We start from the raw sequence: 23,210 nt of genomic DNA on the forward strand, positions 1-23,210 counted from the left end.
GGCTATTCACGTAAAGGGCTTATTGAGCAACTTTGTGACATTGATGGTTATGCGAGAAACGACGCTACTATTGCAGTAGATAGTCTAAATATTGATTGGAAAGAGCAAGCTGTAAAATCAGCGGAAGAGTGTCTTGAGTTCTCAGGCTATTCACGTAAAGGGCTTATTGAGCAACTTTGTGACATTGATGGTTATGCGAGAAACGACGCTACTATTGCAGTAGATAGTCTAAATATTGATTGGAAAGAGCAAGCTGTAAAATCAGCGGAAGAGTGTCTTGAGTTCTCAGGCTATTCACGTAAAGGGCTTATCGAGCAACTTTGTGACATTGATGATTATACTGTTGATGAGGCAACTTATGGAGCACAAAAAGCTGGTGCTTGATCATAATTAGGCATACCTATAGCGAACCAGTCAGGTGCCTTCACTGGTTCGGTTCCCCTAATGAGGATCTGAGTTATTGGCTGTATGCTACTAATCGCAACAATTTTACTCTATGAAATAGTCTCAGTGTACTTCGTTGTGTACTTCGTTGTGTACATGTAGTGAGCTTTCGGATCATTATTCTTAGCTGTTTTCGTGGCCTTAAGTAGACTTCCATTTAGCGGTATACGCTGGCTTAATAAAGAATAAAAAGCTTTAGTTAAAGTTGGTGTCATATGCGAGAGACAGCAACAAACATAACAGTCTCACCAAACACATTTTTTCTGAAAAACTATGATGCTGAATAGGTTTCCTGACATACTAAGCATCATTTTTTATAATAATTTTTTGCTGTTTAACTATAACTTACTTGCGTTATCAGCTAGTGAAGCACTGTAGCTAATGTAGAGTTTATCAGAATCTAAAGGCGTCAACAGCCCTATTTCAATACCCTTACAAGACCAAGTTGCTGAAGGTAACCTAACCATTTTATAGAGGTCTGTAGACGGCTCACCATACTTTAAACTGAGGGCATCATATGCTCTCGACCACACAACATTTGGATCTGATAAAGAATTAGCCTGCATGCGCACTTCTTTCAGCTTATTACCCCTCATCAAAAACGTAACATCGAAACCTGTCCCTAGAACCACATAATTTGACAGCACTAGCTTCTTATCGAATCCAAAGGCAAGAAATCTAGGACTTGTATCTGGCTTAGCATTGGGGAATTTTTTAGTTACTTCATGAGGCGCAGCATCAAACTCTAGACCTTGCCATAATTCAAATGCAGAAGCGTTGCTTGAGAAAACAAAGAGCATAATGGAAAACAATAATTTTTTCATTTAAACCTGCTAATACGTAGGATCAAACCCACTTATCAGTGAGCTACCATAGTAAAACTAACATAACATGGTCTTAGTAGGCAGAGCTCCTTAATATAAAATAAGCACGCTGCTCAGAAGACCACAAGAATACGACCCTAAACAACGAGAATAATAGCCTAGGCAGAGAAAAAAGGCAGTAAGCTTGTATGCTGTCAAGTTTTACCAAAGCTACATCCTACCTAGTTCAAGTTTAAGATTAGCGACTAAAGATAGCTTCAATATCTTCTAACGACAACATATACCCTTTTCCTAGAGACTCCCACTTACTTAGCATACCCTCGTAAGTAGATATTTTCTGCATATGAGAGTTCGTATGAGCCTTAACATGAGCAAATTGCTGATTCTTAACTAGTGCGGAGAAAAAGCGCATGTATTCACCTTCATTGTTGCCATCAAAGCCTGGGAATTTCACACGGTCTGGAGTCAATGAACCTTTATCCGAAAGAGCGTCAAAACTGTCTTGAATAGCATCATAAAGTTCCAAAATAGAAACTACAAAATCTGACTGCTCCTTACTAAATATAGGACTAACAAGAATTTGTTGGTCATAAATCCATGCGTGCCCATCTTTTAAGTTCTCTGCCAAATCGAGATAAGCTTGTTCATTGCTCAACTTACCAAGAATTTCATACTGATTAGCTAAGATCACACGTTCTGTATCCGTAAAGCTCATAAATTACCTCTTGTATTAAGTATAGTTAAATAATAGACAGCTAAGTTAGCGAGTCACAAATAGAGTAACAGAAGCCGCACTACCAACCTAGTACAAATAATTTAGTAAGATTTAGCTAAAAATGTTTAACAACAAGATAGCTTAAGCAGATAGAGATACACTAAAGCGTCTGTTATCTGATTTGGGCATACCCTAATAGATACTTATTAATAGTCATTCTAAATAGCAGTTACACAGAATCTGGGATAGTCTCCTACATCAAGATTCAAAGCTGTATTTATTTTACGTATTATATTAATTTAGACCTGAGGAGGTCACTATGAAGATAAAAAGTATTTTAATCGCTACTGCGCTTATTGCGTTCTCACCTTTTGCCTCTGCTGACCTAAACTACCGCACAGATTCTTTTGATACTACCAGATGTAATGATGGTACTACATATCGTACAGACTCGTTTGGTACTACGAGAGACAACCAGGGCAATTTATGGCGTACAGACCAATTTGGTACGACTCGAGGTAGTGACGGAACAACTTGCCGTACAGATTCCTTTGGCACAATGCGTTGTAACTAGATATTCAAAAAAAACTTGGTTAGGTTTGGGAGCTTTTCCTAAACGCTGTGTGTAATAGATGGTCTCGATTAAATATATAATTAAAACTTCTTGTCAGAGTATCCTCGCTTCCAAAGAAGCTTGACCATCACCTCTTGCCTTAACAGCTAGGTCGATTTGTAAAAGGCCTACTGCATACGTGCTCTTAAACCGACTGTTTCCAAAAATTAGATTATGACAAATGGATTTAGATCAAAAAAGTCATCGTGATGGTTGCTCGAAAATATGTCTGCTACCATGGGATTAACTTCAAAATATAATCCTTCAAGCCAATTAGTTGAGACATGCCATGCCACTGTTCAAAGCCTCATTCATACACAAAGTAATCGTTTTTTTAGTCGCAGCAATATTATCCGTATCAGCTATGGCGTTGGATTTTAATCAGACGCAGCAGTTAGCCAATCAAGGCGATGCTGAGGCTCAAGTCAACCTTGGGAGAATGTATGGCGAAGGCGTGCGTCAGGATGATGCTAAAGCCGTTGAGTGGTATACCAAAGCCGCCAACCAAGGCAATACTGATGCACAGTTCATTCTTGCGAACTCATATTCCTACGGCATAGGTGTGCGTCAGGATGATGCTATTGCCAAAGAGTGGTATCTAAAGGCAGCTGATCAAGACAGTTCTAATGCTCAATTAATTCTTGGACATATTTACCATGAAGGCATAGGTGTGCGTCAGGATGATGCTAAAGCCGTTGAGTGGTATACAAAAGCCGCTAATCAAGGCGATGTTATGGCTCAATATAACCTTGGGGTGGCATACTATGATGGTGAAGGTGTGCGTCAGGATTATGCTAAAGCTGTTGAGTGGTATACAAAAGCCGCTAACCAAGGCGATGCTAAGGCTCAATACAACCTTGGGTTGGCATACTATGATGGTAAAGGTGTGCGTCAAGATTATGCTAAAGCTGTTGAGTGGCATACAAAAGCCGCCAATCAAGGATTGGTTAATGCTCAATATAACCTTGGGGTGGCATACTATGATGGTGAAGGTGTGCGTCAGGATTCTGCCAAAGCCATTGAGTGGTATACAAAAGCCGCTGATCAAGGCGATGCTGAGGCTCAATTCAACCTTGGGACGATGTATAGAAAAGGCGAAGGCGTGCGTCAGGATTCTGCCAAAGCAGTTGAGTGGTATACAAAAGCCGCCAATCAAGATTATTCATCAGCCCAAAACAACCTTGGATTGATGTACCGAAAAGGTGAGGGTGTCCGTCAAGATTATAATAAAGCGATAGAATGGTATTTTAAGGCAGTCAACCAAGGCAGTGCATCAGCCCAAAACAATCTGGCTTATATGTACAGCAAAGGGTTAGGTGTCCGCCAGGATCATAAGAAGGCAGTGGAATGGAATCGGAAATCAGCTAACCAAGGAGATGCATTAGCCCAATTCAACCTTGGGACGATGTATAGAAAAGGCGAAGGCGTGCGTCAGAATGACGCTACTGCCAAAGAATGGTTTGGTAAAGCTTGTGATAACGGTAATCAAGATGGTTGTGATAACTATCGAAAGCTAAACCAAAGATAGAGTACTAAGTATTAGGCAGTTATTGATGCTATTGTTAGATCAACGTTCATGAAAAACAACGCCTTAAGCCGTCTTGTTCAGGTCTTAGTATGAGTATGTAATATGATGTAGGTACAAATTTTTAGAGCGATGTACGCCTTAAATGGCGTGGCTTTACGAGGAAATTGTTAATTGACGAAATAAGAGTGAGAGCGTAAACTCAAGTGCTAGAAACGAGTAACCCCCAGTGATTGGCGTCACTAGGGGTTAGATGAATTTTAATCTGTGTCAGCAGATATAAAACACACCATATTCGAACGGTCATTTTATATCAGCAGGCGCACCAACACAAGTGTGCGTGATGTTAATACTACCGGAAATATACGAAACACTCCCCCATAAGCCCTATTGCACCGATGATCTAGGTAATCTTGTCATTCGTCCTAGGCAAGCTGCTGTCAAAATGCGGTACATCCAGCATAATCCTCCTTGCATGACCCACTTCATCTGCCTAGACATTGATCATAAGCATGGCGCAATGCGTTGGGCAGAAGAATATCTGCCACCGCCACGCTGGACAAGCCAAAACCCCTCAAACGGACACGCTCATATCGTCTATGAGCTAAAAACGCCTGTCTGCACCAGTGAACATGGCAGCCGTAAAGCCTTAGATTATCTTGCTAAGATACAAGCAGGGCTTGTCAGAGAGACAAAAGCAGACGTCGGCTATACTAATTTCATTACCAAAAATCCGATGCACGAGCATTGGCGTACCGAAGTATGGACAAAAGAAGCTTATGAGCTAAATTATCTTGCGGAGTTCGTTGATCTCAGCCCTTTAACGGCTACCGAGAAAGAATATGGGCTTGGCAGGAACTGTTCCCTATTCGATACCGTTCGCCATTGGGCATATTCTGCGATTAGAGAGCATCGAGGAAAGACTTTGGAGCAATGGCTCAATTCAGTACTCAAACATGCTCAGAACGTAAATATGATGTTCTTAGAGCCATTACCGTACTCAGAAATCAAAGCCACTGCTAAAAGCATCGCAAAATACTGCTGGAAGCGTGATGCTTATCACTATAACGAGTTTATTTATCGTCAGGCACTTAAGGGAAGTAAAGGCGGTAAAGTCTCTAAGCGTGAGCCTGTAGCTACTTCAGCACGCACGCAACAACCTTGGGTAGATTTAGGTATATCACAAAGCACGTATTACAGGCATAAGAAAGCAGGAAAAAATATGACAGCAGATAAGCCTAAATCAGATAACAGCCTTTTTTCATGAGCTTTTTTCTTTGCTTAGGCTATCTTGCTATCTCTTACTATTGCCTACTTCTTCTGTGCTACCCCTTAGCTTTCCGAATTGTGGTTATTGTTGGGGGTGTCGTGTATGAAAAAATTATTGAAGTGGCTTGCTATTATTTTTGTTGGTTTGCTTATTATAGGTTTTATTGTTGGTAAAGATTCCGCAGAGGTTGAGACTGCTGGTGTAGACGCAATTGAGGCCCCTTCTAAGCAGCCTGTTGTTGCTGAATCTTTTGAACAGTCTGATCCAGTGGTTGCTAATGTTGTCGATGAAGTTGTTGCTGAGGAAGTTGAAGTGCAGCCTGAAGGTCTTAGTCGTCCACAAAAAAATGCAGTACGTTCAGCTAAGCAATATGTAAGTATGACAGGCTTTTCACGAGATGGTCTTATTGAACAGCTTTCATCGGAGTATGGTGATGGCTATGAGGTTAATGATTCTACTGTGGCTGTAGATAGTTTGGGTATTGATTGGAATGAGCAAGCCGTGAGATCAGCAGAACAGTATCTTAATATGACAGGCTTCTCTTGTGATGGGCTTATTGAACAGCTTTCATCAAGTGCAGGAAGTAAATATACCGTAAGTGAAGCAACCTATGGTGCACAACAAGCTGGTGCTTGTTCATAACATAATTGAGTGGAATTTAAATTGATAGGGTCACTTTTTTATATATAAAGTAGCATGTGACCCCCACACTAGGAATTAAACAGCCGGTTACAACCCTATTAATATAGGGCTTTCTTTATTGTGAATTATCTTTATACCAACGATAGTAAGAATAAGTGATTTTCCTGCACCTATAAATTTTCGTATTCGGCATTTATCTTTGATTTAAGATTCGGTAGCTGTTACAGCCTATTTGATTACCGTTATCACAAGATTTACTATACCACTCTTTGGCAATAGCATCATCTTGACGAACTCCTTCGCCTTCATGGTAAATATGTCCAAGAATTAATTGAGCATTAGAACTGTCTTGATCAGCTGCCTTTAGATACCACTCTTTGGCAATAGCATCATCTCGGCGGACACTTTCGCCATTGTTGTACATTATTCCAAGAAAAAACATAGCCTCAGCATCGCCTTGATTAGCTGCTTTTAGATACCATTCCATGGCTTTGTCATAATCCTGATACACGCCTTTGCCACTGTAGTACGCATCCCCAAGAAAAAATTGAGAACCAGCTAAACCTTGATCAGCTGCCTTCCGAAACCATTCCATGGCAACTGCATCATCTCGACGGACTCCTTTGCCTTTATGGTACATATATCCAAGATTGTTTTGCGCCGCAGCTGAACCTTGATTAGCTGCTTTTTGAAACCACTCAGTAGCTTTGTCGTAATCCTGATGCACGCCTTTGCCTTCGTGGTACATATATCCAAGAAAAAATTGAGCATCAGTATTGCCTTGACTAGCTGCCTTTCGAAACCATTTCATGGCAATAGCATCATCTTGACGGACTCCTTTCCCTTCGTGGTACATATCTCCAAGATTGGATTGCGCCGTAGCTAAACCTTGGTTGGCGGATTTTCGAAACCATTCAATAGCTTTGTCATAATCTTGATGCACGCCTCTGCCGTTGAAATACATCACACCAAGATCGTGTTGAGCGTCAGCATCACCTTGACTCGCTGATCTTTGAGTTTGATTAAAATCCAACGCCATCGCTGATACGGACAACATCGCTGATACGGATAAAATCGCTATTTTGCGTATGAATGAAGTTTTAAACAGTGCCATGGCGTGTCTTTACCTATTAGTTTTCAGGATTGTCTTTGGGTGTTAATTCCATGTTAGCAGATATATTTTTTAGTTATCGGGTCGGTGGCTTTTTTACCCTTAAAACCATTTGTCATAATCTAATATAGGAACAATAGGTGTTTTTAGGGGATTCATGTGAGTTGCAGACTGGATTATATTCACAAGAAAACAAGAAAGGTTACTGGTATAGTCACGCTTAAATTAAAAATAGACGATAAAACTAGCTCATAACAGACTTTTGATTAAAAACTAATTGGGTTCAATTCAACTTGCTATAGTCAATCCAGAATAAAATTAGTACATCCCATATCATGGAACAGTTTAGGTAAACTATTCTCCATCCAACCTTGTCGTAGAAACTTAGCCTGTGCCCATTTTTTCTCAATAGGATTTAAATCAGGACTGTAAGGTGGAAGAAATAATAGGCGATGACCATGCCTATTAAGCAGTCTTTGTACTCGTTTGTGAAAGCTTGTCACTCAGGCATAGCCTTCGTCTTGCGCTAGGGCAAAGCAGTGCTTTGCTTTATCCTTGCTCATATCCATCACAATCACGCACTTGGTTTTAAGGCTTGGAATAAGCGTGTACTTGCACCAGTCATAAAATATATTCCCATTGATGTTCTTCTCGAAGTAATCAAGTGCAAATAATACTTTTTCGTACAAGGCACCAATGACGTTGGTTCGTTTTTTACCCTGCCAGTTATAGCTGTCGATACAAGGAGTTCCAATAGGCGCATAGCCATATGGTCTTATAGTCTCAGACTCAAAGCCGCTCTCATCCATGTATACAATAGCAAAACCTTGAGCGATGAAGTTGTTGAGTTTACTTAGATAGTCAGCTCTCTTTACTGGGCAAGCTTTGGGATGTTCTAAGGTCTTTTTTTTTGCTGATGCCAAGGCGTTTTAAAGCGGCCTCAATGCCTGACTTACTACAGTCGAAACGCTGTGCTCGCTCGTACATATAATCATCTGGATACTGTTCAACATCTTTTAATAGCGCTTCATTAGGTATTTTACTGGGTGGTTTATTACGAGTTAGTTTAATACTATAATCTTTGAGCCAATTCTGTAGCGTGGCCTTACTAATGTCATAGAATGCACAAGCTTGTCTGATACTCATGCCTTGTTGTTCGACACTTTTTATCACTTGAGCACGAAAGTCTGCTGAATAAGTCATAATCTTTTTACTTTTCGCTTGTTTTAAAACTATCGTACCACTTTTATAAAGGCTCTACTATACAACAGGCATTCAAAATGCCTTAAAGCGCTTGCGCATTAGCAAAAAAAAAGACACTGGAACACCCCAAAGCCTGCAAGATAAAGAGAGCTAACTATCTAAACAAACTTAGTGAATACATTGCTCAAGGCTTTGCTATTGTATACATGGATGAGAGCGGCTTCGAGTCTGAAACTATAAGACCATATGGCTATGCGCCTATTGGAACTCCTTGTATCGACAGCTATAACTGGCAGGGTAAAAAACGAACCAACGTCATTGGTGCCTTGTACGAAAAAGTATTATTTGCACTTGATTACTTCGAGAAGAACATCAATGGGAATATATTTTATGACTGGTGCAAGTACACGCTTATTCCAAGCCTTAAAACCAAGTGCGTGATTGTGATGAATATGAGCAAGGATAAAGCAAAGCACTGCTTTGCCCTAGCGCAAGACGAAGGCTATGCCTGAGTGACAAGCTTTCATAAACGAGTACAAAAGCTGCTTAATAGGCATGGTCATCGCCTATTATTTCTTCCACCTTACAGTCCTGATTTAAATCCTATTGAGAAGAAGTGGGCACAAGCAAAATTTTTACGCCAAGGATGGATGGAGAATGATTTATCTAAACTCTTTTATGATATGGGCTGTATCGATTTTATATTGAACTGACTATATACACTATCAGAATTTCTAAAATTGTCTTGTATAATTCTGATAGTATCAAACACGCGTTTTGAAAATTAAATCAGGTGCCGGTTACCATGTAGCTCTAATAAGACGACATGGGTTGTCACGTACAGTACAATCATCGTTGTTAACACAGATAAACTGAAATATTATGGGAGAATACTTTGTCAAAAAATACAAGATTTGATTATTACTGTTTAAACGTGAATAAAAAGAGAAAGAGTAGGAAAAAACAAGGTCAAATCCAATTTGGTTTGATAAGTTCAGAAAAAATATTTAGTGAACTTCAGTCTTATTATAAAAACAATATCGCTCTTTTTAACTCTCAAAAAAAAACTGAGGGTATGCTTCTAAGAAAGTTTCACAATGATAAAAAGTGGGTTAGATGGATATCTATCGAAAAGCAGGATGGTTACTACAAACTGTTGCTATGTTTTTATGACAGTGAAGTAGACGATAGGATCGTTGAGAATATAGGTGCTAGCAGAATAAAGCAAAAAATACCTGATGCGCATGGCTTAAGGACACTTGTACATATAGTCGTTAAAGCTGATAGTAGTGAAAAGATGCGTACTGCGCCTAATATCTGCATTCAATCAGTAATTGGATTAACTAGACCATGTATTAAAAGCATAATAGCTGAGTTACTAGCACTGATAGATAGTGACTTAGATCTCTTGCAATCTGATGCGATGACAGAAGAAGATATAGAGTGCTTCCCCAATATCAGTTTTAACGTTGTTACAACCGATACAGTTCTAGATGACATTAAGAAGGGATTGTTAAATGGGGTTCTTTTAACCGGAACAAAGAGCAGTGACGCTGAGAGTGATGTTAAACGTAACTTCGATAGCGTTTTACAAATAGGTGAGACAACAGCAAGTATTACAGTCAAAATTGAGAAAAATACAACCGCTTGGGAGAAAATAACAGAATCAAAAATATTCAAACTTGCTGAAAATCTAAAGAAAGAAAACGAGGAAAGCTTCGATAAAACTCCTACAACATATCTATTAATTAAGAATGAAGATACAGGTTCAGAAATTAAACATGAAATTCTTGATGGTGTTCTAGATGGTTTTGCTAAGAGAACTTATCTGAAGTGGGAAGAAAGAGATTTAAATACTCATAGTAAGATGAATTTAGAGTCTCCTGAGCCTGTTAAGCAGTTTTACGATGAAATGATCAATAATTTTTAATAAAATAATAGGAGGTCTCATGCTTAATAAAGCAGCACAAGTCTTTGATTTCCTTAAAATTAAACATAAACAACAAGAGCGTTCAAGATCTATACTACGATACCCTTTGCTTTTATTGTACCCTCTACTTATTTCGTTGTTATTAAGTGTTGGGACTACATGGTTAGCCTATAGTTATGAGAACAGTAACTACTTATTGAGTGATAGGTTTGCAGATTTATTTACACTATTAGCTATTCTTCCAGGTTTTTATATAGCTTCTTTATCAGCGATATCAGCTATAAATAGAAAGGCAATAGATAAGTACATAAACGAAGACAACCCACCTTTCCTTATTAAACCTAATAAGGGGTTCCCAGGTACATACGAGCAGCCGTTAACTCGACGAATATACCTAACAATGTTGTTCGCTTATTTGGCAGCAGTAAGTTTGATTTTAACTATAAACCTTACGATCATAAGGTTCTTGTTTTCTATAGAAATAATTAAAGATTTTTTCCTTATATCTAATTGTGACTACCTTCCAATTACTATATATTTCTTCATTAGTGTAGTTATACTTTTCTTTATTACTCAGTTGATATTATTAACTTTAGTAGGCATAAACTATCTTGGTTATAGTGCATTAGTAAATGAATAGAGATAGATTATGCTGCAGTGAAACCAGCTATCTAAAGCGATGATTGAGCTCATACACTGCCTAAAACAGACTGATGCCGTAAAACCACTTTAAGCACTCTATCATTAACCTATACCCAAAACATAAAATATCTAAACGATAACCTATCTATCATTAGACTTGTTTGTATTATCAAATGATAGTAATATCTTGCTATTATCAATGAACATTATTTTTTAAGTCTAAAAGGCAGAAGGTGGGATTATGACTGTTCGTATTTATGTGAGAGCCAGCACTAAGGATCAAGACGCTACCAGAGCATTAGCTGACTTGGTTACGTTCAGTACACGCTATGGTGATACCTCTGTTGATTACGTTGAGCATTTCAGTGGTACAAAGCTCGATAGACCCGCTTTAGCTAAGCTACTCAATGACGCTGAGCAAGGCGATATCTTACTGGTCGAAAGCGTGGATAGATTAAGCAGACTGTCTCAAGATGATTTTGCAATTTTAAAGCAGCGTATCAAAGATAAGGGCTTACGATTGGTGGTGGCTGATTTGCCAACCACACATACCGTTAGTGAGGGTATGACAGGGGGTATCCTAAGGGTGATTAACGATATGCTAATCGATCTTTTAGCAACGATGGCTAAGTTAGATAACGATAAGCGCAGAGAGCGTATTAAGCAAGGATTGGCTAACAGTGGTTATAAGCCATCAGGTAAGAAAGCTAATACAGTAAAGCACAAACGCATTTTAGAGTTATATAGTCAAAACACCATGACAAAAGATGAGATAGCTAAGGCGGTTGGTGTTGGTGTTGCTACGGTTTATCGAGTGATAAGGTAGTGAATCGCCCCGGGATTGTCGGAGACTCTGTGGTATCCCAACCATAAGACACCTGGTAAATAGAATTAAGCTGCATTAACTGTGTACGTATCAAGGTCGCGCCTGATTCGTTTTCGACATAGATCGCCGCAATTTTATGACCATGATTTTTGGCACATTTGGCACATTGCTCTTTGGTTGACGCTCGTAAATAAGCTCTAATAAACATAAACACTTAAATAACGATCTTATTTGTCGGTTCTACTGGGGTATGGTTTTTTCAGCTTGGTTCATTTAACGAAACAGGTAGATTATTTAGTATAAAAAGAGCAGAAAGCCACCGATTTTACTACTCTTTTTATATTGTTAAATTAATTTTTCAAAAACAGTACCTTTTTTGAATTTAGAGCCTTTAAACATTGTTTTCATAATAATCGGATAAGTAATACCTGCAACGATTAATCCGATCAGCCAAGCAAGGTCAACGACTACGAATGCTGCCGCTGTTCCTATACCAAGCGCCAGTAGAGCGGCATAGTTCACACCATCAAAGTCTCCATCTTTTTTATATAATTCTTTGATATCGATATGCTGCTTTCTCATAATATAGAAGTCAACAAGAAGAATCGCAATTAACGGTCCAAGAAAAGCTGAGTAGACATGAATAAAAGTATCTAGTCCTTTCGCATTATCGTCCTGCACTAATAACCACGGGAATGATCCTATTGCAAGCAGTCCAGTCATTGCCACTGAAGCTTTGTAGTTCAGTTTCGTAAATAGTTGAATAACATAAGCTGGCGTAACGATATTTGCTACCATGTTGGTAGCAATTACACCAAACACAATAAATACAGAGATGAATAACTGCATATAAACGCTATCGAATAATGCTGGTAGTCCTAGCGCTGGATTCGTATAACCTGTCGCACTTGCAAGCATAGCGCCTACAACGATTACCGAGCCATAAGCAACGATAATCGGTATGAAGTAAAAAAGTCCTCTTTTTCCGTCCGTGTAGCCTGTTTTCAGCTCGCGTGAATAGTCTGCTGCACTTAAAAATATAGCCGCATAGTTACCAAGAAACACCATAATATAGGCAAAGAACGCAATTCCCCATGTACCTTTGGTATTAATCCAGGAAGTTGAAATTGCTGCACTGTGGTCTTTAATCAGTATGATAAACACAGTAATAACGATACCCATCAGCACGACAGATGCCACCGACTCAACTATTTTAATGCTCTTAAAGCCTTTCATTGAAAGCAATATTTGCGCAACTATAAGAATGATGAATCCGACAAATACATTATTAAAAGCGCCACTCGACAATATTTTGAACACTTCATTTAATGCGGTACCGCCGATCCAACTTTGAACACCATACCAGATCACAGCAGGCACAGCTCGGAGCAGTGAAGAGAGCAGCGTTCCTTTCTTACCAAATGATGCTTTTAAGTGAGCTACGTAGGGAATACCGTATTTATAGCCTGCTCTGTCGTTTAATGCAAAGAAGGTAGAAACAATGGCGATTGCAATTAATGCGGCTGCGATAGTCTGCCAAACATTCAATATTGCCATACCGGCAACTATAACACTCGCACCGAGTGTCATATTACCCATGTTCACACCGTCTCCGACCCACAAAGACATGTAGCCAAGCGCACCTAAAGTCCTATCTTCTGGGCCATTTGGTTTAAGGCTTTCGTCGCTTGTAGTTTCAACATCTATAGTTTTTACTTCTGCTGTCGCAGCATAATCTTCGCTATAATCCATAACACTTTCCTTCCTTGGAATAATTTTTAGCGGGTTATAAGTTTATTGATATTAAATTGGCAGCGCATACGCTCTAATTTTGCTCGTTTTCAGTCTGCATCTTACTAAAGCTTCAATCATGCGCGTTGCTACGGTGACGACGTCAATCACAGAAATACCCGTTTCTTCTGTTAACCATTCCGCTAAATCGGCCATACTAGCGCAGCCCAAAACAACTGCCTCACAGTTGTCTTCATGGACCAACCGCAAAATTTTGTCACAGACTTTTTCACGAGCTCCTGAACCAGGTTCTTCAAGTGCAAGTACTGGGGTTGCTGTAGAGCGCACTCGTCTAAAACGATGTGACAAACCGTAACTGTGAATAAGCTCCTCAATTACAGGTACAGAACGCGGTAAAGTCGTCACAACACTAAAAATGTCGAGATCATACCTGCTGCTTGTACCGCAGCCTAGCAAATCCCAAGAACTGAGCCTGAAAATGATTCACAACAAGCCCCAATAATTGTAGTCCTAACACTCGCTCTTTTACGGGCGCTTGCTACGATTTTATCCGTCATAGATATCGTTGAATTAGGGTTTATAACCAGAATAATTATAGAATAGCACTATCGATTATCTTGTTAATAATTATTGTTAACTAAATTTGTTAACAAAACAATGAATATATGTATTATTTGTTGTGAAGAATTAGTTGGCGCACTATAATCGGTACTATGATGAAAAAGATAGATACTAAAGTTGACGAAATACCAGAACAGATAATTATTAATTCAATCACAGCTGCGGTATCAGAGCAGCGGCTGCCTGCTGGAACAAAATTAGTAGAACTAACACTAAGTGAAATATTTAACTGTAATAGAGCTAATGTTAGACGTGCACTTTCTACGCTCGCTACTATGCATGTTGTACAGTTACAACCTAACCGAGGTGCTTTTATTTCAACACCTTCGCCTAAAGAAGCAAGCGATGTGTTTGAAGCTCGCCGTACAATTGAACGAGTCGTAGCCTGCAATGTTGTTAAGAATGCTTGCTCACAAGATATAGTTGATATGCGAGCAACGATAACTGCTGTAGCCAAAGCACGCGCCCAAGGAGACAAACGGGCTGAATTACGCTTATCACGTAAGTTTCATATGCATTTAGCTGCTATTGCTAATAATCAAGTTTTAGAGAAGTTTTTGAGCGAGCTGACACTGCGTACTACATTGATCATTGGTTTATATAATAAGCTCGGATCGTCGAACTGTGCCGAAGATGAGCATTCGCGTATTGTGCAAGCGATTGAGGAACGAGATGAAAAACAACTGATTCGATTAATGGATCAACATTTGGAGCATCTAGAATCAAGTCTTGACTTTACGCGCTCTATTGAACCTCTTACTACTTTAGCAGAACAACTGAACGCTTGATTATTGAAGCGCTAAGCGACTATCCTTACATATGACCAGTCATCCAGGTCATTTCTCCCAAAATTAGCCGCACACCTAAAACTCCACAACCGTGAAATAAAAAACACATAGATCAAAATACATATGCGCAAGTTCAAAGCTTCGATGCATACATTGAAGATCATGAAAAAAGAAAAAGAGAGCTAAAACAGGCTGTTGGCTAAGAGCGTCAATAAACTGTATAGGTCTAAGATCATTAATTATTTAAAAGAAAACTGGAATGGCGTAAATAATGTTGAGTTTACGACTCTTGAATGGATTGACTATATTATAACCTGCAATGAACTCTTTAATATCGGGAGTATCCCGAATTCTGTGTAACTGCTATTTAGATTAAATGCCTACTAATACGATCTCCTAGTGTACCGTCCACACTCAAAATGTCACCTGACAGCCTAGGCAAAAAATCATCAAGCCAAGCTCATCAAGTACACTCAGATGTACACTGATGTAGCTCAAGAGCTTACATCCATTGAAATCACTTGGGCTGCAGCTTAATATTCGAATCCTCACTAGGGAACCGTACCTATCCAACGTACTCATAAGCCTTAGTATTCAAGATACTCTCTTATAGGACGTTTATTAAACTGCGTAGGGTCTTTTTTAAGACGATTAATCATTTCAAACTCCCACGCCTTAGGGTCTTGTCCTGCTGGACTAGTAGAGCTAACAAGATGGTTATAATCGGCAACAAAACTAGGATTACGAGCGATACGCCCTAGCTGCTTATCATTCAATCCTTCAACGGTAAACATCTCGCTTTTATCAGACTCAATTTTCGCAGAAATTTTTACTTTATTTTTCTTCACTTTAAACTTGAATGTGAAGCCTGTAATGACACGTCCTTGCTTGTGCTGTTCATACTGAGCTTTAATATCCGTGTATTCATTTATTTGACTGACTGCTAGGTCTAAAACACGTCTTTTGAAAGCCTCTAACCTAGAATACTCATCAATTAAGCCTAGGTTATTGCGTAACTCTTCAAGGGTTATCGTAACTTTTCCAACACTTCTCCAACTTACTAAAATCTCATATAGCCTTGTGGCATAGGTATTTAGACTTTTCACCTGCTCAAGCTCATAACTGGTAAAATTCTTTTCCAAACGAGTAATGAGAGGCACTACTTCAGGAGCAAAGCGTAATTTCACTACTCCTGCCCCCTCGACATAAGAGATACCACTTACCCAACGTACTACCCTTTTTTCAGGTTTATTACGTTTTTCATCATGTACAGTGTAAGTTACCTGTCTATTAAAAAGGGTTTGCGTAGCTTCTGACAGCATGGAATAAGCATTGTTTACATCAATATCGAAACGATCTGCGTAATGCTGAGCATGAACTTCTAAAAACGTGTCTGTATCAATCCCTTGCCCCGTTTCTCTAGCTTCAACAATTGCAAGCAACATTATTCTTTGCTCAACTAAGCCAAGCGAGTAACTAGCGTTAATCAATGAGTTGTCTTTAACAACTAACTTCATAGAAATCTCTAAATTTTATATTTGTTAGATAGTCACATATAAAATCCAAATAAGCAACAATTAATAATTAGTTGCTTTAATCAGGGTAAACGTTGCTTTATAGCAGGGTAAACGTTGCTTTATAGCAGGGTAAACGTTGCTTTATAGCAGGGTAAACGTTGCTTTATAGCCAATGAAACCTCCTGATAGCAAAGCTTTCAGAGGACGTAAAAGCTTTTAAAAGTATTTAAAAACATTAAAAACCTTTTTGGTTGTTAATAATTAAAATGACAAAGGGAAAAGTTGGTAAAGATAACAGTCAATCCAATATTAGTAGTTTTAAATAATTTAAAAAAAGAGATCAAAGCGCTAGTCAAATAGAGATAACAACATCCTATTAAGCTCCCTATAAGGTTTTAAGTATCGTTTGGTATCTTGTTAGGTAAAAAAATTTCAACGTCCTTAGACGGCTTATATGAGCTTACATAGTCTCATGATTGTTCATATCGACTAGAATCTTCGGAAGATAGTTAGAATCCCAGTAATTTTTATTACTATGCACCAAGGATCAATTTCTTATCATCGAATGGCTTCTCAACCCCCCCCCTTGTATCAGCTGAGACAAGGGTAATGTATAGTTAATTATTAATCCAAACTATTGTAGGCTTTTATTCCTGCTTTGTTAACCAATTTTTGAGCATTAGCGATCTTATTAGGTGCTCCTACCTCTCTTAATATCAATAACGATTCTAGCACTATCGGCATCAAAGCCTTGACCATATCATTCTGATTTGATGTGCTCTCTACCGCCTTTGACCCTTCGTCGTCCGACTGCAATAAGTGCAGAATCTCACTAATATCTCCTTTCATAAACTGAAGGTCTTCAAGAAAGTTATTAGTATCTGACTCCAATTTTTTCTTTAAGTAGACGCCAGGAGATTGCCCTGCCTCTGCTGCTATCGCTTCTAGTTTTAGGTAGACTTCAGGCTTTAATCGGAATGATACGGTAGGAGTGTACATAATTATCCTTGTTTACAAATTGTAGACAGTAATATATCATATAAATCAGCTACTTGAATCCATTTTGTTTGCACTTTGCATGCAGAAAAAAGCGTCTTAAATCAGGTAAGTTACTGATTTAAGACGCTTTTTTTCATCCCAATAGGGTGCGTAAGGTGTAGTCATTAAATTGAATAATTTAATGACCGAAAAGCAGGTAGAAAAATCGGTTATTTTCTACCTGTTGTAAGCCTTTTTAGCAAAAAAAGCTTATAAGAGCGTTACGGTAGCAAATCGTTAGCAAATCGTTAGCAAAAGGGTAGCTAGATATGAGCATATTATGAGCAAATACTGTATAATTGGTAAAAAGGTAGCAAATCGTTAGTAAAAAGGCAGCAAATCGTTAGTAAAAAGGCAGCAAATCGGTAGTTAGATATGAGTAAATTATGAGCGTTTTTATTGTTGAGATAATTGACTTCAAGAATAGATGGAGATAGGTATTTATGGCTAAGAGAACCAAGTTTTCCAAGTTTCGTGATCTTTATGAGGTGATCGAAGAGCTAGCTGTTTCATATACCTATGAAGGCGTGGTTGAGATATTAGCTGAGCGTCATGACCTCATTCTAACGACTGGCACACTTACCAATTATCTTTACCGCTATAGAAAAGAATCAAATAAATTATCTGTAGCTACAGATAATTCTAGCAGTAAGGTTGAGGTTAAGCCTGAGGTAAAAAAACAAATTTTTGTTGACTTGTCTTCTAGTGACCCAATCCAAGAAAGCAATACAGATGCTAGTGATGAGCCCTATGTACAGCCCACGCATGAAGAATTAGATACTGCTATGAAGAGGTTTGAAGCGAAGCAAGCAAACAAAAGGAATAGATCTGTTTTTGATAGGTAAATTATTGATGCTAAATGAATAAAAATTCCATAAAGGGATCTTTTCCTAGTATAAAAAGAAGAAATTTATGAGTATGCGAAGCCAATAAGGACGAATCACCAGTGATCTGCTTGCTCAGTTTGAAGCCACCCAAGATGCCTACGCTGACGTAATCGCAACGCTTAACCTGGTTTTAATTGACGATAAACGCATGAAGAAGACGTTAGGGCAAAATTAATGGAAGTGATGCGAGAAAGGAATAAGCTAGGTAAATATTCCACGTCTGATCTTTATGTCATGCAAAAAAGCATTGAAAAAAAGATTAATAATTTTCTTGCTGGGATGAATGAGCAGTACGTCACGGCTTAGAGTGGTGAGAAGCACAGACTGCTAGAACTATTGATCTAGCGTTACTTATCGCTTATATTAGAAGTACATGAATAAGCGATAAGTAATGCTATGAGCACAACCAATTATAACATTCGTCTGGATCAAGAGTTAAAAGACAAGGCATTTTCGGTACTTGAGGGCTATGGTTTAACGCCTTCTCAAGCGATCAAGTTATTTTTGCATCAGGTTGCTGAAACCAATAGCATACCGCTGTCTTTTGATTATCAGGCAATACCTAGCACCAATACGCTTGAAGACGGTGATCAATGATTGAATTTGAATGGGATGAACAGAAAAATAGCAGTAATCAACGCAAACATGGCTTATCCTTTGAAGAAGCGGCTTGTGTATTTCTTGATCCTTTGTGTTTGCGTCAACAAGACCGATATGAAAATGGTGAAGAGCGGTGGCAAGCGCTTGGTGCAGTGAATGGGGTGGCGGTATTACTGGTCGCTCATACTCAAAGAGATAGTGAGGGTGGTGAAGTTATTCGTATCATATCAGCACGACCTGCCACTAAGGTTGAAAGGAGGTTTTATGAACAGGGTTAGCTATAAAGCAAATGAGTTACCGTCTTTGAGCGCTGAGCAAGAAGCGAACTTGCAACGATTGGCGATGCTTTCAGATGATGATATTGATTTGTCTGATATGCCTGAAGTCACGGACTGGTCGGGTGCGACCCGTGGCAGCGTAGTGTCATCTGATGCTATGGTCGGTGCCAGTATTGTGAGTCCTAGTATCATTGCAAGATTCCAGGATAAGGCTAAAAAGACTGGTGGCAACTACCAAGATATGATTAACGATGCGCTAGAAGAGTATTTGTTAGATCATTAGTTTATAAAGTCACAAAGCCTAAAATTCCCACCACCTTTCTTTCTTCTGGGTCGTCTCTATGGTTGAGTCGTCTGTTTTTTCTTGCTCTTGTTCAACTGGCGGCTCATAGTCGGCTTCAGCTTTTTTAAACTCTAGCAATCTGACTTGCGCGAAATCTTGAATACTGGCGTTGGCTTTATCAAGTGTTTTGTTCAACTGTGCTATCTGCTGCTGATAATTCTCTATCAACTTCTTTTGATCGCTTACCTGTTGGCTGAGGTGTTCATTTTTGAGGTTTTCAAGCGCTAATTGGTGTTCAATCTCTGTACTGTACTGAACACTGTGATTGTTCAGAGGTGACCTTTGGGTAGTGTTCACTGAATGTTCAGTACGTTTTTTTGAAATAGGCTCACCGAACACGCGTAACATCTCAGAGGTGTCTATTTTTTTGTCGGCGGTTCTTGAGAGCTGGCCATCATTGACTTTCTGATAGATCGTCGTTCTTGATACACCCCATTCTTTTGCTGCTTTTGTCACTGATATGTTCATGGTTCACCTAGTGTTCAAGTACGTTTCTAGCAACTGTACAGTGCAACTGTCCAGAACGTTCAGTGAACAACTATCGCACTAACCTTACCATTAGGCAAATTGAATATTTGATCTGTAAATTAAACACTTAGATACCTGGCTTCCGTTTTATTGAACAGACATAGGTTATAATTGTCGATTGTTTTAATCTAGGTTCTAACTATGGCATTAGTTAATTGTCCAGAATGCTCAAATCAAGTAAGTAATACAGCCCTTGATTGTCCATCTTGTGGAACATCTTTAAATAGACTCAAAAGAAGTTTTATAGGAAATATTTTTAAGTGGTTGTTTATTTTATTTAACATTTTTATGCTCGTTGCGTCATTTAAAGCTTGTGGAGGAGTTTCTGAAGTTTATACGTCTTCTCAAAATGAATATGAACAAGCAGGTGCAGCAATTGGAACAACGATTGGAATGGGACTCATTTTAACATTTTGGGTCTTTATAGATATCATTTTGGGACTATTTGTTTTATTTACTAGACCAAGGAGATAAGTTAGGGTGTGGTGAATATTCATACGTACAAAAAACAAGATATGTCTAAATATTTTAAAGAAATCCATAATCTGGATGAATTTAATAGCAGTTGTTTGGTTTTATAGATTAGATTCTTAATTAATTAGCCAGATATAACCACTGAAGGCTGGGCTGTAGGTTTTGACTTTCTTAGTTATGATAACCTCATGTTAATACACTTAGCTTGCCAAGTTCGGTTCTACAGTTTTTTCAGCATAACTCAATACTGAGTAGGTGTATTTTTTAGTAAAAAATTTCTGAGATGAAAGATGGCTTTATTCAATAACTCATCAATACGCAAACTAATCATTTTCTTATTAGTAGGCTTATTATCTATATCAGCTTGGCTTGTTAGTCTTGAGGAAACTCAACGATCAGCTTATTTAGGTGACTCAACTTCTCAATACAATTTAGCGATGACATACATTGAGAAAAAAGACTATTCTGAGGCATTTAACTGGTCTGAAAAATCTGCAGAACAAGGCAATGCTGAAGCTCAAATTCTTCTAGGAATGATGTACTTTGCAGGCGAAGGTGTATCTCAGGATTATGCTGCTGCCAAAGAGTGGTCCCAAAAATCTGCAGAACAAGGCAATGCTGAAGCTCAAGCTCTTCTAGGAATGATGTATTACGAAGGACAAGGAGTTAGCAGAGATTATTCTAAGGCATTCGATTGGTTTGAAAAAGTTGCAAATAAAGGTGATGATGACTCGCAACTTAAGTTATGTGCAATGTATAGGGAAGGGCAAGGAGTTCGTCAAGATCACGATAAGGCATTTGACTGGTGTAGAAAATCTGCAGATCAAGGTAATATTTATGCTGATTTTAACTTAGCTTTGATGTACCTCCACGGTGAAGGAGTTCAGCGGAATTTTAGCATTGCTACAGAGCTATTTGGCAAAGCTTGCGACAATAATATTCAAGAAGGATGTGATGAATATAAAAGACTAAAGAGTTATGCGCCAGTACGGGTACAACCATATGAACCTGAGCAAATGTATGCGCCAGTAAGAGTACAACCATATGAACCTAACTAAATTCAAAAATTAGTGTATTTTCGGATTGATACGTAAATCTAGTATTCAAGATATTATCTTAGTAGCTTCTTCGGTGGCGGCTCTATTGTTGGTCTTGGAAGTCCCTCTATAGATTGTTAATGGTTTCTGAATACTCTAGAGTGCAGCTACTTAAAGATTGCTGCTACTCGTTATCCTTTCTAAGCTCCTAATTTTTTAAAGTATTTTTGCTCTTGGAGAAAAAATTTTGTCTATCGAGTCCATATTTTTTTATTTGATTATTTTCTTTTTGGCGGCTGTTTTTATCCGTAATGTAATTTATCCTATGGTTATAGATTCCTACTTTAAGGGAGCAAAGTTCCTTGCTGTAAAGGATAGGGTAAGGCAGCACATAGATGAATGCAATGAGCTAAATGAGCATATCGAACATCTAAAGTTATCTTACACTTATGCAGGGTCTTTTGACTATGGTGAAGGTCAGCTATTTGATAGTAGTCGCTACAACATGAGGAGGAGGGAATGGGCAACTGAATCGAATAATAGGTGGACTCACCAATGTTCGGCATCTATTGTGAAAAGTGCTAATAATCAACCGTATAAATATCTATGTAAGTACTTCAATATAACTCCTGATGAGGATACATTGGGACAGTTTGAAGAAGTATTAAATGATTTTTCTGCGGTTGAACAAGGGAAATACTTATTAGTGAATGAGAGAGATGCGATCGTATCAAGTGCAAGTACTTCTTTATCACCTTATATATTAAAAAATTATCGAAATAGAGTTAATAATGAATTGGGTTTTAAGAATATTAGTTTATCTAACTTATATTTCCCTATTTATACTTTCCAATATATTTCCGCTGGTGGAAATAGTTCATCACAGTTTGATTTAAAGTTAGATATAGAACAATTAGAAAGATTTATTGGCTATTTAGCTAGTTTAGTAAAGTTTAAGAACAGTGTTGCAGGCCAAAGAGCATTAATGACCTCGAAGTTAAGAGAACAGATAAAAATCAGAGATAGCTATACCTGTCAAATTTGCAGCCTTTCGACAGCAGATGAGCCCAATCTTTTACTGGAAATTGATCACATTATCCCCCTATCAAAAGGTGGAATAACTTCTGAAGGCAACTTACAGACATTATGTTGGAAATGTAATCGTTCTAAAGGTTCAAAAATAGTAAATTCTGATTCTAATGTTATTAGGCCTTCATTATCTATGACTCCTCCCCCACTACCTACCTTAGCAAATGAAAATTTAGCCAAGGCTCAAGCGTCAAATAATCCAACGAAATTGGATATGCCCCGACCACCCAAGGCTGGGGCTCAAGCGTCAAATAACCCAACGAAACTGGATATGACTCGACCACCCAAGGCCGGGGCTCAAGCGTCAAATAACCCAACGAAACTGGATATGACTCGACCACAGGCTAATGCTCTTAGATCAGCGGAAGAATATCTTGAGTTCTCGGGCTATTCACGTAAAGGGCTTATTGAGCAACTTTGTGACATTGATGGTTATGCGAGAAACGACGCTACTATTGCAGTAGATAGTCTAAATATTGATTGGAAAGAGCAAGCTGTAAAATCAGCGGAAGA

General features: G+C 38.5%; 26 protein-coding genes and 2 pseudogenes. 17 read left to right on the forward strand and 11 right to left on the reverse strand.

Annotated elements, in window-relative coordinates:
• The coding region (locus RCH20_RS11720; protein WP_327193721.1) for an Ltp family lipoprotein at window positions 1–384 on the forward strand (384 nt) is incomplete at its 5' end.
• Between the two features lie 398 nt (window positions 385–782).
• On the opposite strand, the gene RCH20_RS11725 is transcribed toward RCH20_RS11720, so the two are convergent.
• Together RCH20_RS11725 and RCH20_RS11730 are read right to left on the reverse strand one after the other, a co-directional pair.
• Window positions 783–1,268: a hypothetical protein gene (locus tag RCH20_RS11725; RefSeq protein ID WP_327193722.1), complete on the reverse strand. Its 486-nt coding sequence runs from the start codon at window positions 1,266–1,268 to the stop codon at window positions 783–785.
• A gap of 238 nt (window positions 1,269–1,506) precedes the next feature.
• On the reverse strand, window positions 1,507–1,983 hold the full coding sequence (locus RCH20_RS11730) for a YfbU family protein (RefSeq protein ID WP_327193723.1): 477 nt from the start codon (window positions 1,981–1,983) through the stop codon (window positions 1,507–1,509).
• Between the two features lie 319 nt (window positions 1,984–2,302).
• Between RCH20_RS11730 and RCH20_RS11735 the strand changes: the two genes are divergently transcribed.
• From RCH20_RS11735 to RCH20_RS11750, 4 genes are all read left to right on the forward strand, one after another.
• Window positions 2,303–2,557, forward strand: a complete 255-nt coding sequence (locus RCH20_RS11735; RefSeq protein WP_327193724.1) for a hypothetical protein — start codon at window positions 2,303–2,305, stop codon at window positions 2,555–2,557.
• A gap of 328 nt (window positions 2,558–2,885) precedes the next feature.
• Complete coding sequence (locus tag RCH20_RS11740; RefSeq protein ID WP_327193725.1) at window positions 2,886–4,124, forward strand: SEL1-like repeat protein; 1,239 nt, start codon at window positions 2,886–2,888, stop codon at window positions 4,122–4,124.
• Between the two features lie 340 nt (window positions 4,125–4,464).
• Window positions 4,465–5,388 carry a replication initiation protein gene (locus RCH20_RS11745; protein ID WP_327193726.1) on the forward strand — a complete coding sequence of 308 codons (924 nt, stop codon included), beginning with the start codon at window positions 4,465–4,467 and terminating at the stop codon, window positions 5,386–5,388.
• Window positions 5,389–5,493: 105 nt separating this feature from the next.
• Complete coding sequence (locus tag RCH20_RS11750) at window positions 5,494–6,033, forward strand: Ltp family lipoprotein (protein ID WP_327193727.1); 540 nt, start codon at window positions 5,494–5,496, stop codon at window positions 6,031–6,033.
• A gap of 193 nt (window positions 6,034–6,226) precedes the next feature.
• Here the strand turns inward: RCH20_RS11750 and RCH20_RS11755 are convergent, their stop codons facing one another.
• The 3 genes and pseudogenes from RCH20_RS11755 to RCH20_RS11765 all read right to left on the reverse strand — a co-directional run bounded on the left by RCH20_RS11755 (window position 6,227) and on the right by RCH20_RS11765 (window position 8,347).
• Window positions 6,227–7,147, reverse strand: coding sequence for an SEL1-like repeat protein (locus tag RCH20_RS11755; protein WP_327193728.1), 921 nt, complete (start codon window positions 7,145–7,147; stop codon window positions 6,227–6,229).
• A gap of 299 nt (window positions 7,148–7,446) precedes the next feature.
• Window positions 7,447–7,953, reverse strand: a pseudogene (locus tag RCH20_RS11760) (transposase).
• Between the two features lie 52 nt (window positions 7,954–8,005).
• On the reverse strand, window positions 8,006–8,347 hold the full coding sequence (locus tag RCH20_RS11765; protein WP_327193729.1) for an IS630 transposase-related protein: 342 nt from the start codon (window positions 8,345–8,347) through the stop codon (window positions 8,006–8,008).
• Between the two features lie 206 nt (window positions 8,348–8,553).
• Between RCH20_RS11765 and RCH20_RS11770 the strand changes: the two are divergent.
• The 4 genes and pseudogenes from RCH20_RS11770 (at window position 8,554) to RCH20_RS11785 (ending at window position 11,745) form a co-directional block, all read left to right on the forward strand.
• Window positions 8,554–9,060, forward strand: a pseudogene (locus tag RCH20_RS11770) (transposase).
• 182 nt (window positions 9,061–9,242) lie between these two features.
• Window positions 9,243–10,277 carry a hypothetical protein gene (locus RCH20_RS11775; protein ID WP_327193730.1) on the forward strand — a complete coding sequence of 345 codons (1,035 nt, stop codon included), beginning with the start codon at window positions 9,243–9,245 and terminating at the stop codon, window positions 10,275–10,277.
• A gap of 19 nt (window positions 10,278–10,296) precedes the next feature.
• Entirely contained in the window at window positions 10,297–10,917 is a 621-nt protein-coding gene (locus RCH20_RS11780) for a hypothetical protein (RefSeq protein ID WP_327193731.1), read from the forward strand.
• 243 nt (window positions 10,918–11,160) lie between these two features.
• Window positions 11,161–11,745, forward strand: coding sequence for a recombinase family protein (locus tag RCH20_RS11785; RefSeq protein WP_327193732.1), 585 nt, complete (start codon window positions 11,161–11,163; stop codon window positions 11,743–11,745).
• On the opposite strand, the gene RCH20_RS12535 is transcribed toward RCH20_RS11785, so the two are convergent.
• The 3 genes from RCH20_RS12535 to RCH20_RS11800 all read right to left on the reverse strand — a co-directional run bounded on the left by RCH20_RS12535 (window position 11,720) and on the right by RCH20_RS11800 (window position 13,902).
• Complete coding sequence (locus RCH20_RS12535; protein ID WP_442793137.1) at window positions 11,720–11,953, reverse strand: hypothetical protein; 234 nt, start codon at window positions 11,951–11,953, stop codon at window positions 11,720–11,722. The two genes, RCH20_RS11785 and RCH20_RS12535, sit on opposite strands and share 26 nt — an antisense overlap.
• 137 nt (window positions 11,954–12,090) lie before the next feature.
• Window positions 12,091–13,497: an NCS1 family transporter gene (locus RCH20_RS11795; protein WP_327193733.1), complete on the reverse strand. Its 1,407-nt coding sequence runs from the start codon at window positions 13,495–13,497 to the stop codon at window positions 12,091–12,093.
• A gap of 51 nt (window positions 13,498–13,548) precedes the next feature.
• A complete protein-coding gene (locus tag RCH20_RS11800; RefSeq protein WP_327193734.1) occupies window positions 13,549–13,902 on the reverse strand; it encodes an aspartate/glutamate racemase family protein in 354 nt (117 codons plus the stop codon).
• A 311-nt stretch (window positions 13,903–14,213) separates the two neighbouring features.
• On the opposite strand from RCH20_RS11800, the gene RCH20_RS11805 reads away from it, so the two are divergent.
• Window positions 14,214–14,906, forward strand: coding sequence for a GntR family transcriptional regulator (locus RCH20_RS11805; RefSeq protein WP_327193735.1), 693 nt, complete (start codon window positions 14,214–14,216; stop codon window positions 14,904–14,906).
• A gap of 587 nt (window positions 14,907–15,493) precedes the next feature.
• Here RCH20_RS11805 and repM read toward each other — a convergent pair.
• Both repM and RCH20_RS11815 read right to left on the reverse strand, forming a co-directional pair.
• Window positions 15,494–16,423: a replication initiation protein RepM gene (gene repM, locus RCH20_RS11810; protein WP_327193736.1), complete on the reverse strand. Its 930-nt coding sequence runs from the start codon at window positions 16,421–16,423 to the stop codon at window positions 15,494–15,496.
• A 624-nt stretch (window positions 16,424–17,047) separates the two neighbouring features.
• The gene (locus RCH20_RS11815) at window positions 17,048–17,422 is read right to left on the reverse strand and encodes a hypothetical protein (RefSeq protein WP_327193737.1); all 375 of its coding nucleotides are present in this window, start codon (window positions 17,420–17,422) and stop codon (window positions 17,048–17,050) included.
• 482 nt (window positions 17,423–17,904) lie between these two features.
• On the opposite strand from RCH20_RS11815, the gene RCH20_RS11820 reads away from it, so the two are divergent.
• From RCH20_RS11820 to RCH20_RS11835, 4 genes are all read left to right on the forward strand, one after another.
• Window positions 17,905–18,306: a hypothetical protein gene (locus RCH20_RS11820; protein ID WP_327193738.1), complete on the forward strand. Its 402-nt coding sequence runs from the start codon at window positions 17,905–17,907 to the stop codon at window positions 18,304–18,306.
• Between the two features lie 438 nt (window positions 18,307–18,744).
• The gene (locus tag RCH20_RS11825) at window positions 18,745–18,945 is read left to right on the forward strand and encodes a type II toxin-antitoxin system RelB/DinJ family antitoxin (protein ID WP_327193739.1); all 201 of its coding nucleotides are present in this window, start codon (window positions 18,745–18,747) and stop codon (window positions 18,943–18,945) included.
• Complete coding sequence (locus RCH20_RS11830; RefSeq protein ID WP_442793138.1) at window positions 18,942–19,226, forward strand: BrnT family toxin; 285 nt, start codon at window positions 18,942–18,944, stop codon at window positions 19,224–19,226. Before RCH20_RS11825 ends, RCH20_RS11830 begins: the two co-directional genes overlap by 4 nt.
• The gene (locus RCH20_RS11835; RefSeq protein ID WP_327193740.1) at window positions 19,213–19,509 is read left to right on the forward strand and encodes a hypothetical protein; all 297 of its coding nucleotides are present in this window, start codon (window positions 19,213–19,215) and stop codon (window positions 19,507–19,509) included. Before RCH20_RS11830 ends, RCH20_RS11835 begins: the two co-directional genes overlap by 14 nt.
• Window positions 19,510–19,527: 18 nt before the next feature.
• On the opposite strand, the gene RCH20_RS11840 is transcribed toward RCH20_RS11835, so the two are convergent.
• Complete coding sequence (locus tag RCH20_RS11840) at window positions 19,528–20,037, reverse strand: hypothetical protein (RefSeq protein WP_327193741.1); 510 nt, start codon at window positions 20,035–20,037, stop codon at window positions 19,528–19,530.
• A gap of 201 nt (window positions 20,038–20,238) precedes the next feature.
• Here RCH20_RS11840 and RCH20_RS11845 point away from each other — a divergent pair, with 201 nt between their 5' ends.
• The 3 genes from RCH20_RS11845 to RCH20_RS11855 form a co-directional block, all read left to right on the forward strand.
• A complete protein-coding gene (locus RCH20_RS11845) occupies window positions 20,239–20,571 on the forward strand; it encodes a hypothetical protein (protein WP_327193742.1) in 333 nt (110 codons plus the stop codon).
• Between the two features lie 290 nt (window positions 20,572–20,861).
• The gene (locus RCH20_RS11850; RefSeq protein WP_327193743.1) at window positions 20,862–21,629 is read left to right on the forward strand and encodes a tetratricopeptide repeat protein; all 768 of its coding nucleotides are present in this window, start codon (window positions 20,862–20,864) and stop codon (window positions 21,627–21,629) included.
• 226 nt (window positions 21,630–21,855) lie between these two features.
• A partial coding sequence (locus RCH20_RS11855) for an HNH endonuclease (RefSeq protein ID WP_327193744.1) occupies window positions 21,856–23,210 on the forward strand: 1,355 nt, incomplete at its 3' end.

Origin of the sequence: Psychrobacter sp. PL15 (assembly GCF_035984995.1) — a bacterium.
Taxonomy (GTDB): Bacteria; Pseudomonadota; Gammaproteobacteria; order Pseudomonadales; family Moraxellaceae; genus Psychrobacter.